We start from the raw sequence: 18,373 nt of genomic DNA on the forward strand, positions 1-18,373 counted from the left end.
GCCCCGTGTCCACCCCGCCCCGAGGAGCATCGTCATCGTCATCGTCGTCGGCGGTCGTGAGGGAAACGGTGGGGACGGCCGCCGCCTGGGCGGGGACGGTCAGGGAGATCGTGCCGGCGCCGAGCCCGAGGGTGAGCGCGGTCGCGAGCAGGGCTCGCCGCAGTTCCTGTGCCATGTGGATGCCTCCCGATGTGCTCGCCGCGGTCCGTCCGCGGCCTGCCTTCAGGCTCGGCCCGGCCGGTTGGACCACCATGAGCACGAGATGAAAGGGTTCTCACCCCGTCGGCGGGCCGGGTGGTTCGCGTCAGAAGGCGCCCTGGCGTGAAAGAGTTTCCTCACGTCCGACGATTGCTTGGGAGGCAGGGGTGGCTGACGAGTTCGACGTCGTCGTGATCGGCGCCGGTCCCACTGGGGAGAACGTCGTGGACCGGGCCGTGCGCGGCGGTCTGACGGCCGCGGTCGTCGAGGAGCGGCTGGCCGGCGGCGAGTGCTCCTACTGGGCGTGCGTGCCGAGCAAGGCGCTGCTGCGGCCGGTCGATCTGGCGGGTGAGGTGGCGCGCGTTCCCGGGTTGGAGCTCGCGCCCATCGACGTGGCCGCGGTGCTGGCCCGCCGTGACGAGGCTGTAGGCCATTTCGACGACTCCGGACAGGTGAGGTGGATCGAGAGCGTGCCGGCCGAGTTCGTACGCGGGCGCGGCAGGCTCGACGGTCCCCGGCGGGTGCGCGTGGCCCTGGCGGACGGCGGCGAGCGGGTGCTGACGGCCCGGCATGCCGTGGTCGTGGCGACGGGCAGTTCGCCGGTCGTGCCTCCCGTCCCCGGGCTGGCCGAGGCGGCTCCGTGGACAAGCCGCGAGGTGACGGAGACGAGCGTGGTCCCCGAGCGGCTGGTGGTGCTCGGCGGCGGCGTCGTGGCGTGCGAGATGGCGCAGGCCATGCACGGGCTCGGCGCGCGTCAGACCACGCTGGTGGTGCGCGGTGACGGGCTGCTGAGCAGGATGGAGCCGTTCGCCGGCGACCTGCTCGCCCGCTCGTTCGCGGAGGCGGGCATCGAGGTGCGCACCGGCATCCAGGTCAGCCGGGTGGAGCGGCCGGAGCCCGGCGGGAAGGTGACGGTGCACCTGCCGGAGGGGCCACCGTTGGAGGCCGACGAGGTGCTGGTGGCCACGGGGCGCCGGCCCGCCACCCGCGACGTGGGGCTCGGCACGGTGGGCCTGCCCGACGACGTTCCGATCGAGGTGGACGACAGCATGCGGGCGACCGGGGTCTCCGACGGCTGGCTGTACGCCGTGGGCGACGTCAACGGGCGGGCGCTGCTCACGCATATGGGCAAATATCAGGCCAGGGTGTGCGGCGACGTGATTGCCGCGCGGGCTGGCGGTGACGAGTTGCCCGCGATGCGCGACGTGGCGGGCGGTTACGGCGCCCCTCAGGTGGTGTTCACGGATCCCCAGATCTGCGCGGTGGGCCGTACGGAGGCGGTGGCCCGCGCGGACGGGTTCCGGGTGCGGGCCGTCGACTACGACATGGGCGCGGTCACGGGCGCCTACCTCCTGGGCGACGGCTACCGCGGCCAGGCCAGGGCCGTCGTCGACGAGGACAGGAAAGTGCTGCTGGGCGTCACGTTCGCCGGGCCGGGGGCGGCCGAGTTGCTGCACGCCGCCACGATCGCGGTCACCGGCGAGGTGCCGCTCGACCGCCTGTGGCACGCGGTGCCGTCATTCCCGACGGTCAGCGAGGTGTGGTTGCGGCTGCTGGAGACGTACGGGCTCTGAGGCGCGGGGCGGCTCGCCGTACGTGAGCCCGTCTCGCTCAGCCGCGCCTGTCGCGGCCGAAGCCCCTGAGGACCGCGCGCGGCGGAGCCCGTCCTGACGACTCGTCACCCGCCCGCACCATCAGCTCGGCCACGACCTGCTCGACGCTGTCGGCCAGTTCCACGTGCGAGAGCAGGTCCGTCAGGCGCAGCACCGACAGCAGGTGGTGGTCCGGCTGGACGAGGATGATCTGGCCACCGCTGCGCTCCTCCTCCATCCGCTGCATCGCCATCGCCAGTACCCCGATGACCGACGAGTCGTAGAAGTCCAGGTCGTGCAGGTCGAACACGAGCACGGGGCCCGCGGACCAGTCCCACACGGACGTGATGCACGTGCTGAGCCTGACCCTGCCGTCATGGTCGAGCTCGCCGCTTGCGCGTATGACCGTGCAGTGCACGTATCGGGTGGCTTCGATTCGCAATCCGCGCTCGGTCATCCATACAGACTGCCCTCAGCACGGCGTTCTCACGGATGATGTCGGATTTCGTTGGTACGGCTAGTGCGAAATACCCGACTCCAGGGTGGCCTGCGCGCCCCGGCCGGAGGCGACGAAGACCAGCAGCGGGGAGGTCGTCGGACTGGACAGCTCCAGCTCCGTCACGTTGCCGCAGGCCCGCTGCTCGAACTCCACGGCCTCGCCGTCCCTGACGTTGAGCACCCGCTCCACCCTGGGGCCCGCCGTGCGGAGGAGTTTCTTGGTGGCGTGCCGCAGCCAGCGCAGTTCGCTGTTGACCCGGCGCCACGACGCGGGGATGAGGCTGGCCGTCTCCGCCTTGGTGCCGAGCCTCAGCGTGACGCGGCCGGTCGCGCCGAAGGTGTCCTTCAGCACGGGGTTGACCACGAACATGCCGGCCCGCAGCACGCGTACGCCCTGCCGGTTGAGGTTGGCGAGACCGCCGGCGCTGATCAGCGTGGACAGCTCGCAGCGGGAGCCGTCGAGCGTGTCAGGGTCGAAGTCCACCTCTGGCGGCTCGTCGAGGACGACCTTGTCGAGGCGCACGCCGGCCACCCCGTCGGGGGCGATGCGCTTGGAGACGATGCGGCGCACCTCCTCGCCGATGCCGTCGCCCTCCATGATGTCGAGCGCCTCGATGCAGACGAGGCCGTCGTCGGGGATCTCCTCGGCCGCGAGGTCGAAGGCGACCTTGGCGTGCGAGCGCCGGCCTTTCAGCAGGACGCACTGGCGCAGCCGGCCCTGGGAGCGGATCTGTACGAGCCGCGTCAGCGGGCCGCCCGGCGCGGGCTTGCCGGTGTGCCAGCCGCTCACGGACCGGTCGTCGGCGGACAGCGTCAGCAGCACCCGCAGCGGGCGCCCCTGTGCGGCGACCTTGAACCCGGCCAGTCCGGAGGTCTCGAATCTGCCGACGATGTGGCTGCCCCTGTGCAGCCGGTCGGTCACCTGAAGGGAGGGGACCTGCCCGCTGAGCAGGTGCACGGGCGGTATGGCGGGCAGGATCACCTGGTCGAGGTCGGTGTCGGATCCTGTGCTGCCGGTCATCGGATGCTCCTCTCGGGGGTGATGGTGGTGGCCAGCGCTGCCGGGTCGTTGAAGTCGAATCGGGTGAGCACGGGCTCGCGCCGCTCCCACATGCGGGCTACGGCTCGGTAGAGGGGGTCGCCGTCGCGTTCGACGTGCCGGAGGTTGACGGCGACCGCACGCGCGTGGTCCTCCGCTCCGTGTTGCCAGTGCGGCAGGAGGTGGGTGGGGACGTCGGCGCCGCAGCGGCGCAGCCAGAGCCACAGGCGGGCGCGCTCGCGCTGCTCGGGGCCGAGGAACGACTCGCCCTTGGCGTGCCTGCCGATGGCCTCCTCCAGCAGGGCGCGGTGGCCGGCGGGCGAACGGGCCAGGTACGTGGCTCCGCAGGCGCTGCCCTCCGACCAGCCGGCCTGGATGACGGGGATGCCGAAGGCGGGCAGGTCGCTGTCCCTGAAGGTGACGCCCACGTCCGTCACGCTCCACAGGATGTTGGTGGACAGGGCGCCGGTGACGCACTTCACCCGGGAGTGGCCGTTGGCGACGGGGTCGAGGAACAGCCAGTTCGCGGACTCATCGGACGCGGCGAACTCCGCCGTCGCGTCGTACAGTTCGGTGTCCTGCCCCGGGGTGTGGCCGAACACGGCGATCGTCGGCCGGTCGGCGTCGATGCCGAGGCGGGCGCAGCCGTAATAGCGCAGCTGGCGGCGTTCGGTGTCCGTACGGAGCTGGTATCCGGTCTTGGCCCGCCAGGCGACCCGTTCCGCGCCTGGCCTGATCGTGTCCCTGTGCGGCCACACGTGCCGTTCGAAGAACGCGCCGACCCTGGCGGGCAGCTCGTCGAAGAAGGAGCATGGGCCCTGGTCGGGGAACATGGTGTACGCCTTCACCGACCCGGTGCCGTGGACGTGCACGACGGGGACGTCCCTGGGCACCGCGCGGTCGGCGCGGCCGGTGACGAGCGCGACGGGCGGCAGCTCCGGCTGGACGTCGTCCGCGGCGCCGAACGCCTCGGCGAGGCGCCGCCACTCGGGGCCGGTCAGCACGACCAGCCGCGCCGCGAGCAGGTCGCACACGGCCCTGGCGACGAGCAGCGTGCGCGTCACGCTCCTGATGTCGTCGTCGTACGCCTCCGCCACGACGCAGCCGTCACCGCCGGGAGCGTCTCCCCAATATGATCTGGCGGCCGAGAGCAGACGGTCGAAGTCCGCGCCATCTCCGACACCACGCATAAGACCCTCCACCAAGGCCAGCAGGAAACGCCCTGGCCGACGTTGCCAGACGGGTGGCGGGGGACCCGCCAGACAACACGCTTCTTTGCCCTTGGCTGGTGGAAATCGGCCGATCGCGAGGAGAAAGATCGCCACAGCCCGCACAGGGGGCTCATGCAGCACGAACGTCGGATATGCCTATGAAAACGGGAAAACCGGCTCTCCAGCGCGAACTAACTCTCGGCCCACGGGGTCCAAGGTTTTACATGGAACACGTCATGGCTGGGTTTAGGATGCACCCGAATGCCAAGAGGGGGAGGTATTGCCAGCATGTCCCGTATGTCGAGTATCGCGCGCCTGACCGGTGCGGCGGTCGCTGCAGGCGTGGTGACCGCGGCCATCGCGCTGCCCGCGGTGGGAGGCACGGGCGCGATGTTCGTCTCGGCATCGGAAGAGCTCGGCATCAAACCTGAGGAGCTCAAGGAGCCCCCGCTCGCCGAGAAGACGACGGTGCTCGACGCCGAGGGCAACCAGATCGCGCAGTTCTACGAGGAATACCGGGAGAACGTCAAGCTCGCCGACGTAGCCGAGATCATGAAGACGGCCGTCATCTCGATCGAGGACTTCCGCTTCTACGAGCACGGCGCGATCGACATCGAGGGCACCATCCGGGCCCTGGCCAAGAACCTCAGCTCGGGCGGCATCGCCCAGGGCGGCTCGTCCATCACCCAGCAGTACGTCAAGCAGGTGCTGCTCAACTCGGCCACCACCACGAAGGAGAAGAACGCGGCGCTGGAGGCCAGCTACGCCCGCAAGCTCAGGGAGCTGCGATACGCGATGGCGGTCGAGGAGAAGTACACCAAGGACCAGATCCTCGAGAAATACCTCAACATCGCCTACTTCGGGGCCGGTGCCTACGGCGTCGAGGCGGCCGCCAAACGTTTCTTCGGGGTCGACGCCGGCAGCCTGAACCTGGTGCAGTCCGCGACCCTGGCCGGCGCCGTGCAGGACCCCAACGCGACCGACCCCAACCTCGGCAGGGACCAGCGCCAGCGGCTGCTGCACCGGCGCAACGTGGTGCTCGACAGGATGGCCGAGCTGGGCAAGATCACGCCCGAGCAGGCCAAGGAGGCCAAGACCGAGAAGCTCGGCTTCGACAAGGGCAAGCCGCTGCCCGGCGGCTGCGGGGCCAGCGAATACCCGTACTTCTGCATGTACGTGCGCAACGAGATCCTCAGCAACAAGATCTTCGGCGCGACGAAGAAGGCCAGGACCCAGTTCCTCAACCGGGGCGGCCTGACCATCCAGACCACGCTCGACCCGAGGATGCAGAAGGCCGCCGACCGGGCCATCAGGAAGCACGTCTTCGCCTCGGACAAGGCGGTCGCCTCCGAAGCCCTGGTGGAGCCGGGCACGGGCGCGATCAAGGCCATGGCCGCCAGCCGCAAGTACGGCAACAACAAGCGCAAGAACGAGATGTCGTACAACGTGGTCGCCAACGCGCTGCACGGCGGCGGCACCGGCTTCCAGGCGGGCTCGACGTTCAAGGTCTTCACGCTGCTCACCGCGCTCAAGGAGGGCATGAAGATCAACGACGGGGTGAGCACCGGCAGCGGTTACCGCGCGCCCTCCTACTCCGCGTTCAAGAACTGCAAGGGCGAGAACATCGGCGACCCCAGTCACACCGTCACCAACGCCGAGGGGGGCGGCGGCGGCTTCAAGTCGCTGGCCACCGGCACCTGGGGCTCGGTGAACACCTTCTTCGTGGCGCTGGAGCAGAAGGTCGGGCTGTGCGACACGATCAAGACGGCCAAGTCGCTGGGCATCGAACGCTCCGACGGGCTGCCGCTGACGGAGTTCGAGACGTTCACCCTCGGCACCAACGAGATGGACCCGGTGACCGTGGCCACCGCCTACGCGGCGATCGGCGCCAGGGGCAAGTACTGCAAGCCCATGGCCATCACGAAGATCACCGACCGCTACGGCAAGGTGAAGACGTACAAGCCCGACTGTAAGCAGGCCTTCGATGCCGAGGTCGCGGACGCCGCGTCGTACATCCTGGAGGGCGTCTTCACCAAGGGCACGATGCGCGGCGTCGGCGGCATCGGCCGTCCCGCGGGCGGAAAGACCGGCACCACGGACGACCAGGCGGCCGCCTGGTTCGCCGGGTACACCCCGGATCTGGCGGGGGCGGTCAGCATCGGCGACACGCGCGGCGCGCAGCAGCACAAGCTCAACGGCGTCACCATCGGTGGCCGCTACTACAGCTCGGTCTTCGGCGCTTCGATCCCGGGACCGATCTGGAAGGACACCATGATCGGGGCGCTGAAGGGCGTGCCGGAGACCGATTTCCACCCGATGAACACCTCCCGCTTCGGCGGCTGCGGCGGGAGCTGCCAGCCCGTGCAGCCCGACCGGTCGGAATCCGACGACGACGGCGAGGCCGACGCCGAGCTTGAGGACGCGGACGTGGACCTCGGGTGACGCGAACGGAAACCCGGAAATGCGGAATGGGTCCAGCGAAATGGCAGGGCCTGCGGCGTCCCGCGAACCGTTGAACTGAGGGAATGGGAGTGCGTCCGTACAGCAGGACGCACTCCTTGCAAAGGCCCTATTAACAACGGCGAAACATTGGTAACGTGGGAGCGCTCCCAGGGATCTTTCCGCGAGGTGCTCCATGACCGAGCAGCCCACACTGGCACAAGTGGCGGCCGCTGCAGGGGTTTCCCCCGCGACCGCATCACGAGTCCTCACCGGCTCGGTGCGGGTCAGCACTTCGACCCGCCGCCAAGTCTACGACGCCGTATCCCGAATGGGCTACGTACGGCAACGCGCACCACGGGGAACGGCTGCGAAAACCATGGCCGACGGGGTCACGGCGGTGATCTGCGACCACCTGCCCCGCCTTTTCTCCGAACCCTATTACGCCAGACTTCTCTCGGCGGCCGGCAGCGTGATCACCGAACACGGCACCCACCTCATGGTGACCACCGTCCCGCCCACGTCGTCCACGCTGCCCGCCCTGTCGGGCGCGGTGCTCGTCGTGGGCGCGAGAGAGCGCCACCCGCTGGCGATCAAGTTATCGACCGCGGGCATCCCGGTGTGCAACATCGGCCGCCCGCCCCACGACCTCAAACTCCCCTACGTCGCCGTCGACAACCTCGACGGCGGCCGCCAGGCGGCGGAGCACTTCCTGCTGACCGGCCGCCGCAACGTCGCCGCCATCGGCGGCCCGCCCTCGTTGCCCGCCGCGCGTGACCGATTGGACGGCCTGGTACGCACCCTCCAGGCGGCGGGCGCACCCGACGTGCCCGTGGCCTACGGCGACTTCACCGCCGCGTCCGGCACCCACGCCATGCAGTGGTTGTTACGCCACGCTCCCGGGCTCGACGCCGTCTTCGTCGCCTCCGACCTGATGGCGGCGGGAGCGATCCAGGCGCTGCGCAGGGCCGGGCGCAGGGTGCCGACCGACGTGGCGGTCATCGGGTTCGACGACGCCCCCGTCGCCAGGCACACCGTTCCCACGCTGACCACCGTCCGCCAGCCCGTCGAGGAGCTCGCCACGGTCGCCACCCGGCTACTCCTGACGGGGGCCACGGGCATCGACCCCGTTCTCCCCACGGAACTGGTCGTCCGTGAGTCGGCTTGAGCCTGGGGATGTGCTGGCCCGCCGGTATCTGCTGCTGGATCCGCTGGCCCGCGGGGGCATGTCGGTCATCTGGCGTGCCTTCGACCAGTCCCTCCACCGGATGGTCGCGGTCAAGGTGCTCACTTCGTCGCTCCACGCCGACCACGGCGAGCGCGTCAGCGTACGCAGCGAGGCACGCGCCGCGGCCAGGTTCTTCCACCCCGACTCGATCGCGATCTACGACTACGGCGAGACCGTCACCACGGGCGGCGGGGTCGCGGCCTTCGTGGTGATGCCGCTGCTCGACGGCACGCCGCTGGGCGAGCGCGTCGAGCAGGGCCCGCTGCCGTGGACCGAGGCCGCGGCCATCGCGCTGCGGCTGGCCAGGGTGCTGATGGCCGGGCACGCCCGCGGTCTCGTCCACAGGGATGTCACGGCCGAGAACGTGCTGCTCACCGCCGACGGCCCCAAACTGCTCGACTTCGGCATCGCGGCCTGGGCGGGCGACCCCGACGACGACCGCGGCACCCCGCCCTACGTCGCCCCCGAGCGGCTGCAGGGCGCTCCCACCCATCCCGCGGTCGACGTGTACGCCCTGGGCGTGTTGCTGCACACCATGCTCACCGGGCGGACCCCTTACCCGGAGACGACGTGGGAGGAGATCGAGGCGGCCAGGAGGACGGCGCCGCCGCCCCGGGTGCCCGGCGTGCCCTACGCCGTCGCCACGCTGTGCCAGCGCTGCCTGGCGCACCGGCCGGAGGAGCGGCCGGCCGCGGCGGAGATCGTCTCGGCGCTGACCGCCGCACTCGGCGCGGCCACCCTGGGCCGGCATGTCAGGCGCGCGCTCACGGTCGCGGGCTCCGCGACGGTCGCGCTGTCGCTCCTGCTCTGGTTCCAGCACTCGGAGCCACGGTCACCGCAGCATGCCGCGCCGCCACGGCCGTCGCCCACCTCCGCGCTGGTCGAGAGCTCGCCGGCCACGGCGATCACCGTCGAGCAGGCGGTGGCCGGCTTCAGGACCACGCTGGAGGACAGGACGCCGTGCGGGGCGACGGACGCCGACGTCGTGCTCGACCTCAACCAGGTGCTGAACGCCGTCGTCGCGCCGCACGGCCCCGCGGCGTCGGGCGGGACCCAGCGCCTGCGCGTCAAGCTCTCCGACCGCATGCGGGAGGGCCGGCTGGCGCCTGCCTGCCTGAGCGAGCTGGAGGCCAGGCTCGACGACATCGAGGCCGCCCTCGGCGCGAATTGATGAGGGGCACGGCAGCACCAGCCGTACCCCTCCTACGCGCGACCGCGCCCCTCGCAAAGCACGGCCGCGCGAGCGCGTGCCTCATGCTCCCGCATTTCCGGCAGTGTACTGGGAGCGCTCCCAACCCGCACTGTTCCGGCACGCCTGATTACGGCGGGCATATCACGCCGAGGCCCGTGACCAGGATCGGCTGAAAGTTTCACGGCGCGTTGCCGGCCCGGCCTCGCCCGTGGTTCAATGCGCTGGCCGGGCGGGCTGGTCATGGGCAGGTTCTCCTCTGTCGTCAGCACAAGGGAATCCCCCATGAAATGGTTCAAGTCGGCGGCGATCACCGCCGTCATGGTTCTCATCACGAGTGTCCTGATGGTGCCCTCACCGGCACAGGCCCACGGCGTGACCATGTTCCCCGGCAGCCGCACGTTCCTGTGCTGGCAGGACGGCCTGCGGGACAACGGGCAGATCCAGCCCTACAACCCCGCCTGCGCCGACGCGGTCGCGCAGAGCGGAACGACCCCCCTGTACAACTGGTTCGCCGTGCTCCGCTCCGACGGCGCGGGACGGACCAGCGGATTCATCCCCGACGGGCAGATCTGCAGCGGCGGCACCGGCGGACCCTACGACTTCTCCGCCTACAACGCGGTCCGTTCCGACTGGCCGCTCACCCACTTGACCGCGGGAGCCAACATCCAGATGCGGCACAGCAACTGGGCCGAGCACCCCGGCGACTTCAACTACTACATCACCAAGAACGGCTGGAACCCGAACGGCCCGCTCAAGTGGTCCGACCTGGAGCCGTTCGGCAGCGTCACCGACCCGCCCAAGAACGGCGGCCCCGGCGGGCTCGGCTACTACTACTGGAACGCCCAGCTCCCGTCCGGCAAGAGCGGGCGGCACATCATCTTCACCCACTGGATCCGCTCCGACAGCAACGAGAACTTCTACAGCTGCTCCGACGTCGTCTTCGACGGCGGCAACGGCGAAGTGACCGGAGTCGGCCCCGGCGGCGGCACGCCGGGCCCCGATCCCGACCCCACGGTGACGCCCACCGACCCGCCTCCCGGTGACAGCGGCTGCACCGCGACGTGGAAGGCCAGCGACAACGGCTGGGCCGGCCACTTCCAGGGCGAGGTGACCGTGCGCAACACGGGCGACAGCGCGCTGAACGGCTGGACGGTCTCCTGGACCTACGGCGGCGGCCAGGCCTTCGACGGCACACCGTGGAACGGCGTCCTGTCCGGGCAACCACCCAACGTGACCGTCAAGAACGCCACCTACAACGGTCAGCTGGCGCCGGACGCGACCACCTCGTTCGGCTTCAACGCGACCGGCTCCATCCCCAACCCCGCACCCACCCTGACCTGCACCAGCCCGTGATCAGAACGCGTCGCGGGCTTGTCGCGGCGATCGTCACCCTGGCCGGCCTGACCCTGGCCGGGGTGATGTTCCTCGCGGGCAGGCAGCCCTCCGCCCAGCTGAACGACGAGCTCGCCGCGCAGGTGACCATGATCCTGGAACAGGCCTCGGCCGGCGAGCACCACGCACACGGCCACCACTTCGAGTCGAACGTCGTGTGCGCCGTGGAGCCCTTCGGGACCGAACCGGCGAACGCGTCCTCCCTCGTCGAGGTGAAGTGGGTCTACGCCCGCCATTTGTGCGCCATCACCGGCGAGAGCAGCGAGTGGTCGGTCTCCGTACGCGCCTCGGGGCCCATCGCCGTACGCCTCGGCATCCCGCCCATGGTCAAGGTGCCCGAGGCGGGGGCGGGTTACCCGGAGCGGGTCAGGCGGCTCATCCCCCCGCGCTACCACGGGGAGGCGTTCGCGGGCTTCTCCGGCGACGCCGCCATCGAGGCGGCGAAGGAACGCTTCGCGCAGGCCGACTCGGCCAGGTGACGGAACGCGAACGGACGCGGCGCCGACTGGAGGTATCGGGCCGCGTCCGTCCCATCCGGGCGGGATGTGTCACAAGGCAGGAATGGTGCTTAGCCTCACCTCCTCATACGCAGCCGGGGGCCGACGGGTTCGACCCGGGGTCAGATGGCGCAGGCGCGGCAGACGCCGCTCATGCGGGAGTGCAACTGATCGGATCCGGTGTGGCGGGGGTTCCGCTCGCGACGAAGCCGAACGTGGCCGAGGCGCCGGGCCAGGAGACGCGGTTCCATCCGCGCAGTTCGCCCGACTGCTGGGCCTCGTAGAACCACAGGGACTCCTGCAGCGCCTCGCCGTAGGCGAAGGCGGGCTCGGCGGCGCGGGCCGCCGGGCCCCGCCCCTGTCACCAGGGGCGGGACCAGCGACACCGCGGCTATGAAGGCTGCCTTTCTCACGGGAAGAGCCGCCCGTACTCGGCGAGCGCGACGGCGACGTCCACCTGCGCCCAGAACCGGTGGTAGTTGAAGACCGGCGCCTCGCCGCCGTCCAGGAAGGCCTCGACCTTCGGCCAGTCGGGATCGTCCTCGTAGAACGACCTGATCGACAGGAACGTGGAGTCCTCGTTGATCGGGTCGCCGTTGGGCATCTCGCCGCTCCAGCCCGGCGGCACGTACACCGGGTCGGTGATGCGGCGGTAGTCGGCCTTGGTCTCCGGCACCGACACACCGGCCTCGTCGCGGTTCGCCCAGACGCCGTCGAGCAGCGCCTTGGCCGTGTCACGCGCCTCGGCGTGGTCCGCCCTGGCCGCGTAGTACATCAGCGCCTTGGCGTACGAACCGGCGACGCCCACGTCCTGCGTGTGGTCCAGGACGGTCACGTGCAGGTCCGGGTTGGCCGGTGGCATTCCGGACGTGGCGGAGAAGTCACCCGCGGGCGCGCCGCTCCACCGCAGCGTCGACGGGATCTCGTAGCTGCCGTCGGCGTTGACGGTGGTGTTGTCGAGCGCCCACTCCACCCACTTGTCGAGCAGTGCCTTGGCGTCGGCGTTGCCGGTGACGTTGTAGAGCTCGGCCACCCGCTCCATCGTCCAGGCCTGGAAGCCGAACCACTGGTTCGAGGGCGGGTCGTGGTAGACCGGCTGCCAGTCGTAGGTCATGCCGTGGAACTGCGGCAGGTCGCTCGGCGGGGTGCCGTAGTGGCCCTCCCAGCTGTTGGTCGCGCCGCCGGCGATCCCGCCCTCGTCCGACTGCAGCCAGGTGTAGAACTGCAGCTGGCGGGTCAGGCTGGTGCTCCAGTCGGACGCGCCGGTCGCGCTCTTCGGCTTGAGCTCGGCCACGTTGGACAGCGCCCAGGCCGCGAACGGGTTCTGGTAGCCGGCGTGGTTGTGGCTGGAGCCGATGCGCCAGGCCCATCCCGCGTTGGAGTCCGTCGCGCCGCCCCAGGCGTAATACCAGTTCAGCAGGTACGCGGCGGAGTTCTTGCCGGAGCCCGCCGGGCACGAGGGGCTGGTGCAGCCGGGCTGCTTGAAGTACTTGTCGTACATCGCGTAGCGCAGGTAGTCGCCCATCTTGGCGGCCTTGGCCACCGTCTCGGAGATCTCCGGCTCCTTGTCCTGCTCCTTGGCCCAGGTCAGCGCCCAGTACGCCACCTGCACGGCCCGCGCGTCGGCGTCGGGGGCGTTGGTGTACTTCCACTGCTCGGCGTAGGCGCTGTCCTCGATGAACAGGTCCAGGTAGCCGTTCGGCCCGCCGTGCTCGAACGTGTCGCAGGACGGCTGCGGGATCGTCTCGAAGACCGACTCCTCCGGGCCGCGCTGGTAGGTGTTGATGTAGGCGGGCCTGGTCGTGCCGTCGCCGCAGCGGCCGAAGCCGTAGGTGTTGTCGACGTCGAGCAGCCAGTGCATGCCGTATATGTCGCGGGTGCCGTACGCGCTCTGCAGCTCACTGGCCAGCGGGTCGGAACCCACGGTGACGCCGGTGTCCATCTCGGTCGGGTAGTTGCTGATGTCGAGGTGCTCGGAGGCGTACGTGGCCGGCTTGGACGGGTCGTAGAACGCGTTCGTCGGCTGGTCCTCCGTCGACGGGATGATGTACGTCTCCAGTGAGGTCCACGCGTCGTTGAACTTCGACCAGTCGCCGGTGACCTGCCCGTAGACCGCCTCCAGCCACAGGTAGTAGCTGTAGGCCTCGGACGTGGTCTCGTGCCCGTGGTCCGGCGCCTCGACCATGAACGTCTCGATCGAGTGGTACGGCACGCCCTCGGGCGAGAAGTAGCCGTTGTCCGGGTCGTGCAGCTCGTTGTAGAGCTCGACGAAGCGCTGGACGTACTCGTTGCCGCCGCCGACGTCATTGTCCGCCTCGTTGGCGGTGACCTCGACGGGGTCGTAGCCGGTGGCGCCGACCCGGAAGACTGCCGAGCCGCTGGTCGTGTCGGAGTCGTCGGCCGCCTCGATCGTGACGTTCTGCTCGGTGTCCCAGTTGGACGTGGTGAACGTCCTGGTGGCGCCGCTGGAGACGGTGAGGTCGGCGTCGCCGCTGGTGCGGGCGACGGAGACGCTCACGTTGGCCGAGGGCGCCTGCGACAGCTTCACGCCGAAGCCGGCGGTGCCGCCCTCGGGCACGGACAGGGCGGTGGGGCTGACGACGAGCGCGGGGCCGGTGTTCTGCGTGACGGTGATCCCGACGGGCGCCGAGGTCGTGGTCGCGCCACCGTTGTCGGTGGCCCGTGCGGTGATCGAATAGCTGCCCGCCGCCACCCCGGTCCAGTTGTAGGCGTACGGCGCCGAGGTGTCGGTGCCGAGCAGGGTGGAGCCCTGGTAGAAGTCGACCTTCGAGATCGTGCCGTCGGAGTCGGCCGCGTTCGCCGCGATGGCCACGCTCGCCGGTGTGGTGTAGGTCTGGCCGGCCGACGGCGAGGTCAGCGACACGGTGGGGGCGGCGTTGCTGCCCTCGCCGCCGCAGGTGGTGCCGTTGACGCTGAACGACGTGGGGTCGGGGTTGCTGCCCGTCCAGGTGCCGTTGAAGCCCACGGAGACGGACGCGCCCGCGGCCAGGTTGCCGTTCCACGGCATGTTGGCGCCGGTGACGCGGGTGCCGGACTGGCTCCACTGGGCGCCCCACCCGCTCGGGGTGTACTTCTGGCCTGTGGTCGGGTAGTCGAAGGCCAGCGTCCACGAGCTGAGCGCGTCGCCGGTGTTCTTCAGCGTGATGTTCGCGGTGAAACCGCCCTGGTCGGGGCCGCTCGTCCATTGACTGGTCGTGTAGGTGACGTCACAGGCCACGGCCGCCTGGGCGGGAGCGGCGGCCACGGCCGCGGTCGCGCTCGCCACGAGGACGAGGGTCGTGGCCACGGCCAGTCGCCTCGACAAGCGCGTCAGGATGGGGGGAGGTCTGTACTTCACGGGGTCTCCAGGGAGTAGAGGGTGTGGGAGCGCTCCCACGATGGATTGTGGATGCGCTCCGGCGTATGTCAACGGAACGGCTTCCCGGCGACCCCCGCGCTTCCTCTCACCAGGCTGCCCGGGATGAAAGTTTCACCCCCATCGTGGGGCATTCGGCGAGCATGCGGGGCGGCGGAGAGCCCGGCGGGAGCGGGGCCCTGTACACAGCCGCGAGTCCGGCTCACCATGGGAGCGCTCCCAGCCACCTAGCACTGGAGATGATCGCTCGTGAGACTCCAACGCGGCCTCCGCAAATGGGCCGTGACCATGACCGCCGTGAGCGTCGCGACCCTGGGCCTCGTCGTCGGCCAGAGCACGGCCGCGAGCGCCGCGGTCGCCTGCGACGTGACCTACTCCGCCAATTCGTGGACGAGCAGCCCTGGTCAGGGCGGTTTCACCGCGAACATCACGCTGAAGAACACCGGTGACGCGCTCAGCTCGTGGACGCTGGCCTTCGACTACCCGACCACAGGTCAGAAGTACACCCCGAGCGGGTGGGGCGCCCAGTGGAGCCAGTCCGGCACCCGCGTCACCGGCACCAGCATGTCCCACAACGGCGGGCTGGCCGCGGGCGCGTCCGTCTCCGTAGGCTTCAACGGCACCTGGACGGGCAGCAACCCCCACCCCACGTCGTTCAGCGTCAACGACACAACCTGCGGCGGCACCACCCCGGCCAACCCGACGGTGACCACCTCGGCCAGCGCGGTCGCCGTGAACGAGGGCGGCACGGCCACGTTCACGACCCGGCTCTCCTCTGCCCCCAGCTCGAACGTCACCGTCACCACCACCCGCACCAGCGGCGACCCCGACCTGACCGTCGGCTCAGGCGGCTCGCTGACCTTCACCCCGTCCAACTGGAACACCCCGCAGACCGTGACCCTGGCCGCGGCCCAGGACAGCGACACCCGGGCGGGCACGGCGTCCTTCAGCGTCACCGGCACCGGCGTCACCGGCACCACGGTCACCGCGACGGAGGTGGACGACGACGGCGGCCCCAACCCCGGCCAGCACGTCGAGAACCCGTACGCCGGCGCCACCGGCTACGTGAACCCGGACTGGTCCGCCAAGGCCGCGGCCGAGCCCGGCGGATCCGCGGTGGCCGACGTCTCGACCGCCGTGTGGATGGACAGGATCGCCGCCATCGGCGGCTCCGCCGACGCCATGAGCCTGCGCGAGCACCTCGACGAGGCCGTCAGCCAGGACGCCGCCAACGGCTCCGCGCCGCTGACCATCCAGGTCGTCATCTACAACCTGCCCAACCGCGACTGCGCGGCGCTGGCCTCCAACGGCGAGCTGCGCATCTCGGAGGACGGGTTCAACCGCTACAAGAACGAGTACATCAACCCCATCGCCGACATCCTGGACGACCCGCAGTACGCCAACCTGCGCATCGTCACGATCATCGAGCCCGACTCGCTGCCGAACCTGGTCACCAACATCGACGCCTTCGAGGACTGCCGCGAGGCGAACGGCCCCGGCGGCTACCGTGACGGCGTCCGCTACGCGCTCGACCAGCTGCACGCCATCTCCAACGTCTACACCTACGTCGACGCCGCCCACCACGCCTGGCTGGGCTGGGACTCGAACTTCCAGCCCGCGGTCGACCTGTTCCACGAGACCGTCGCCGGCACCCAGGCCGGCGTGGACAGCGTGGACGGCTTCATCGTCAACACCGCCAACTACTCGATCACCACGGAACCCCACTTCACCGTCAACACGACGGTGAACGGCACCTCCGTCCGCCAGTCGGACTGGGTGGACTGGAACTACTACATCGACGAGCTCACCTTCGCCCGCGACCTGCGCGACCGCCTGATCGCCAAGGGTTTCGGGAGCGGGCTCGGCATGCTGATCGACACCTCGCGCAACGGCTGGGGCGGCCCCGACCGCCCGAGCGGCCCGAGCTCGTCGACCGACGTCAACCAGTTCGTCGAGGAGTCCCGTGTCGACCAGCGCATCCACGCCGGCAACTGGTGCAACCAGAGCGGCGCGGGCATGGGCGAGCGGCCGACCGCCAGCCCGGCTAGCGGTCTGGACGCCTACGTCTGGGTCAAGCCTCCCGGCGAGTCCGACGGCTCCAGCGAGGAGATCGACAACGACGAGGGCAAGCGGTTCGACCGGATGTGCGACCCGACCTACACCGGCAACGACCTCAACGGCAACAACCTGACGGGCGCGCTGCCTGACGCGCCGATCTCGGGCCAGTGGTTCTCGGCGCAGTTCCGCGAGTTGCTGGCGAACGCCTACCCTCCGATCAACTGAGGCCCGGCAGGCCGGTGGGATCCGCCTGACCCGGATCCCACCGCCCGCCCGAGAGGGGCCCGGGCGCACGAGAGTGCCGCCCGGGCCCCATTCACGTCACGCCCCGCGCCCTGCGCCACTCCGAGACGATCTCGTCGACGTCGTAGGGCATCAGATTGAGCGGCGGGCCCGACAACCCCGTCCTGATCGCCTTGCGGATGCGGCCGTTGATGTCCTCGATGACGCGCCTCACCTCGGCCTCCGTACGGGCGCCCCGCGCCTCGGCCAGCGCCTGCTCGGCGTCCTTGCGCAGCGCCAGCGTGGGCGGCAGGGGCATCGACAGGCCCTCGCTCTCCACCTTCTGCTTGACCCACCACAACTCGCCCGGATCCCGGTCGAGGCCGGGCAGCGGCTTGCCCTTGCCCGGCAGGTCGTCGAACTCGCCGCGCGCCTCCGCCTCGCGGATCTGCCGGTCGATCCAGCTCTCGTAGGGCATCCCTGGTGGCTTGCGCTCGGTCACGTGCGGCTCTCCTCACGTCACAGATTGTGGGCGGGGGCGATCGGGCCGCGCCAGCCGAGCACGGCCTCGGTCATGCGTACGGACGCGACCGTCGCGGCCACGTCGTGCACCCGCAGGACGCGGGCGCCTTTGAGGATCGCGACGACGTTGGCCGCGATCGTGCCCTCGGTGCGCTCGCCCTGAGGGCGGTCGAGGGTCTCGCCGATGAAGTCCTTGTTGGACAGCGCCACCAGCGTCGGGTAGCCCATCGAGGTGATCTCGTCGAGCCGGCGGGTGAGCTCCAGCGAGTGGTAGGTGTTCTTGTTCAGGTCGTGGCCGGGGTCGATGATGATGCGGTCGGGCGCGATGCCCGCCTTCAGGGCGAACTCGACCCGCTCGCGCAGGAACGCGGCCACCTCGGTGACGACGTCCGCGTAGCTGGGCCGCGCGATCCGCCGGCCGGGGCCGCCGAGGCTGTGGGTGACGACCACGCTGGTGCCGGTCGCCGCCGCGGTCTCCGCGATGCCGGGCTCGCGCAGGCCGTTGGTGTCGTTGATGACGTCGGCGCCGGCCTTGATGGCGGCCCGTGCCACCTCGGCCCTGTGCGTGTCGACGGAGATCACTGCATCGGTGACGGCTCTGACCTGGACGATCACCGGCACGACCCGCTCGATCTCCTCCTCGGCCGGGATCTGCTCCTGGTCGGCGCTGAAGGCGAACCCGCCGACGTCCACCCAGTCGGCGCCCTCGGCGACAGCCTTGCGCGCCGCCGCGACAGCGCTGTCGAGCGCGTAGGTGCGGCCCCGGTCGTGGAAGGAGTTGGGAGTCCTGTTGACGATGGCCATGATGGCGACCTGGCGCTCGAAGTCGAACTCCCGCCGCCCGATGCGCCGGACCGGGGAGATGATCCCGAGCGAGGGTGTGTCGGCGCTCACGTGGTGATCCCTTCC

At 70.2% G+C, this 18,373-nt stretch carries 14 protein-coding genes; 7 read left to right on the plus strand and 7 right to left on the minus strand.

Annotation, left to right across the window (positions count from 1 at the left end; all coding sequences use genetic code 11):
• The first annotated feature begins 365 nt into the window (after positions 1-365).
• Complete coding sequence (locus E1267_RS34285; RefSeq protein WP_132338859.1) at positions 366-1,772, plus strand: dihydrolipoyl dehydrogenase family protein; 1,407 nt, start codon at positions 366-368, stop codon at positions 1,770-1,772.
• A gap of 37 nt (positions 1,773-1,809) precedes the next feature.
• On the opposite strand, the gene E1267_RS34290 is transcribed toward E1267_RS34285, so the two are convergent.
• The 3 genes from E1267_RS34290 to E1267_RS34300 are packed head-to-tail and all read right to left on the minus strand — an operon-like array spanning position 1,810 to position 4,517.
• A complete protein-coding gene (locus E1267_RS34290; RefSeq protein ID WP_132338861.1) occupies positions 1,810-2,247 on the minus strand; it encodes an STAS domain-containing protein in 438 nt (145 codons plus the stop codon).
• Between the two features lie 60 nt (positions 2,248-2,307).
• Positions 2,308-3,309, minus strand: a complete 1,002-nt coding sequence (locus E1267_RS34295) for a hypothetical protein (protein ID WP_132338863.1) — start codon at positions 3,307-3,309, stop codon at positions 2,308-2,310.
• A complete protein-coding gene (locus tag E1267_RS34300) occupies positions 3,306-4,517 on the minus strand; it encodes a hypothetical protein (RefSeq protein WP_132338865.1) in 1,212 nt (403 codons plus the stop codon). Before E1267_RS34300 ends, E1267_RS34295 begins: the two co-directional genes overlap by 4 nt.
• A gap of 318 nt (positions 4,518-4,835) precedes the next feature.
• On the opposite strand from E1267_RS34300, the gene E1267_RS34305 reads away from it, so the two are divergent.
• From E1267_RS34305 to E1267_RS34325, 5 genes are all read left to right on the plus strand, one after another.
• Positions 4,836-6,980, plus strand: coding sequence for a transglycosylase domain-containing protein (locus tag E1267_RS34305; RefSeq protein ID WP_132338867.1), 2,145 nt, complete (start codon positions 4,836-4,838; stop codon positions 6,978-6,980).
• Between the two features lie 193 nt (positions 6,981-7,173).
• A complete protein-coding gene (locus tag E1267_RS34310) occupies positions 7,174-8,145 on the plus strand; it encodes a LacI family DNA-binding transcriptional regulator (RefSeq protein ID WP_132338869.1) in 972 nt (323 codons plus the stop codon).
• 10 nt (positions 8,146-8,155) lie between these two features.
• Complete coding sequence (locus tag E1267_RS34315; protein ID WP_132338871.1) at positions 8,156-9,376, plus strand: serine/threonine-protein kinase; 1,221 nt, start codon at positions 8,156-8,158, stop codon at positions 9,374-9,376.
• A 303-nt stretch (positions 9,377-9,679) separates the two neighbouring features.
• Entirely contained in the window at positions 9,680-10,750 is a 1,071-nt protein-coding gene (locus E1267_RS34320; RefSeq protein WP_132338873.1) for a lytic polysaccharide monooxygenase auxiliary activity family 9 protein, read from the plus strand.
• Positions 10,747-11,268 carry a hypothetical protein gene (locus E1267_RS34325; protein WP_132338875.1) on the plus strand — a complete coding sequence of 174 codons (522 nt, stop codon included), beginning with the start codon at positions 10,747-10,749 and terminating at the stop codon, positions 11,266-11,268. Before E1267_RS34320 ends, E1267_RS34325 begins: the two co-directional genes overlap by 4 nt.
• A 169-nt stretch (positions 11,269-11,437) precedes the next feature.
• Here the strand turns inward: E1267_RS34325 and E1267_RS47720 are convergent, their stop codons facing one another.
• Both E1267_RS47720 and E1267_RS34335 read right to left on the minus strand, forming a co-directional pair.
• Positions 11,438-11,590 (minus strand): hypothetical protein, encoded by a 153-nt coding sequence (locus E1267_RS47720; RefSeq protein WP_342774925.1) that lies wholly within the window; start codon positions 11,588-11,590, stop codon positions 11,438-11,440.
• A gap of 105 nt (positions 11,591-11,695) precedes the next feature.
• Positions 11,696-14,611: a glycoside hydrolase family 48 protein gene (locus E1267_RS34335; RefSeq protein ID WP_246064436.1), complete on the minus strand. Its 2,916-nt coding sequence runs from the start codon at positions 14,609-14,611 to the stop codon at positions 11,696-11,698.
• A gap of 348 nt (positions 14,612-14,959) precedes the next feature.
• Here E1267_RS34335 and E1267_RS34340 point away from each other — a divergent pair, with 348 nt between their 5' ends.
• Positions 14,960-16,945 (plus strand): glycoside hydrolase family 6 protein, encoded by a 1,986-nt coding sequence (locus tag E1267_RS34340; protein WP_425465112.1) that lies wholly within the window; start codon positions 14,960-14,962, stop codon positions 16,943-16,945.
• Between the two features lie 91 nt (positions 16,946-17,036).
• Here the strand turns inward: E1267_RS34340 and E1267_RS34345 are convergent, their stop codons facing one another.
• Both E1267_RS34345 and folP read right to left on the minus strand, forming a co-directional pair.
• On the minus strand, positions 17,037-17,444 hold the full coding sequence (locus E1267_RS34345) for a DnaJ family domain-containing protein (protein WP_132338877.1): 408 nt from the start codon (positions 17,442-17,444) through the stop codon (positions 17,037-17,039).
• Positions 17,445-17,461: 17 nt separating this feature from the next.
• Positions 17,462-18,358: a dihydropteroate synthase gene (gene folP, locus E1267_RS34350; RefSeq protein ID WP_132338879.1), complete on the minus strand. Its 897-nt coding sequence runs from the start codon at positions 18,356-18,358 to the stop codon at positions 17,462-17,464.
• Positions 18,359-18,373: the final 15 nt, after the last annotated feature.

Source organism: Nonomuraea longispora, assembly GCF_004348345.1.
GTDB classification, from domain to species: Bacteria; Actinomycetota; Actinomycetes; order Streptosporangiales; family Streptosporangiaceae; genus Nonomuraea; species Nonomuraea longispora.

Excerpts from the sequence above, each read along its gene's own strand:
- E1267_RS34305 (WP_132338867.1), top strand. The coding sequence starts at position 4,836 with ATGTCGAGTATCGCGCGCCTGACCGGTGCGGCGGTCGCTGCAGGCGTG.
- E1267_RS34295 (WP_132338863.1), bottom strand. The coding sequence starts at position 3,309 with ATGACCGGCAGCACAGGATCCGACACCGACCTCGACCAGGTGATCCTG.
- E1267_RS34310 (WP_132338869.1), top strand. The coding sequence starts at position 7,174 with ATGACCGAGCAGCCCACACTGGCACAAGTGGCGGCCGCTGCAGGGGTT.
- E1267_RS34290 (WP_132338861.1), bottom strand. The coding sequence starts at position 2,247 with ATGACCGAGCGCGGATTGCGAATCGAAGCCACCCGATACGTGCACTGC.
- E1267_RS34300 (WP_132338865.1), bottom strand. The coding sequence starts at position 4,517 with ATGCGTGGTGTCGGAGATGGCGCGGACTTCGACCGTCTGCTCTCGGCC.
- E1267_RS34320 (WP_132338873.1), top strand. The coding sequence starts at position 9,680 with ATGAAATGGTTCAAGTCGGCGGCGATCACCGCCGTCATGGTTCTCATC.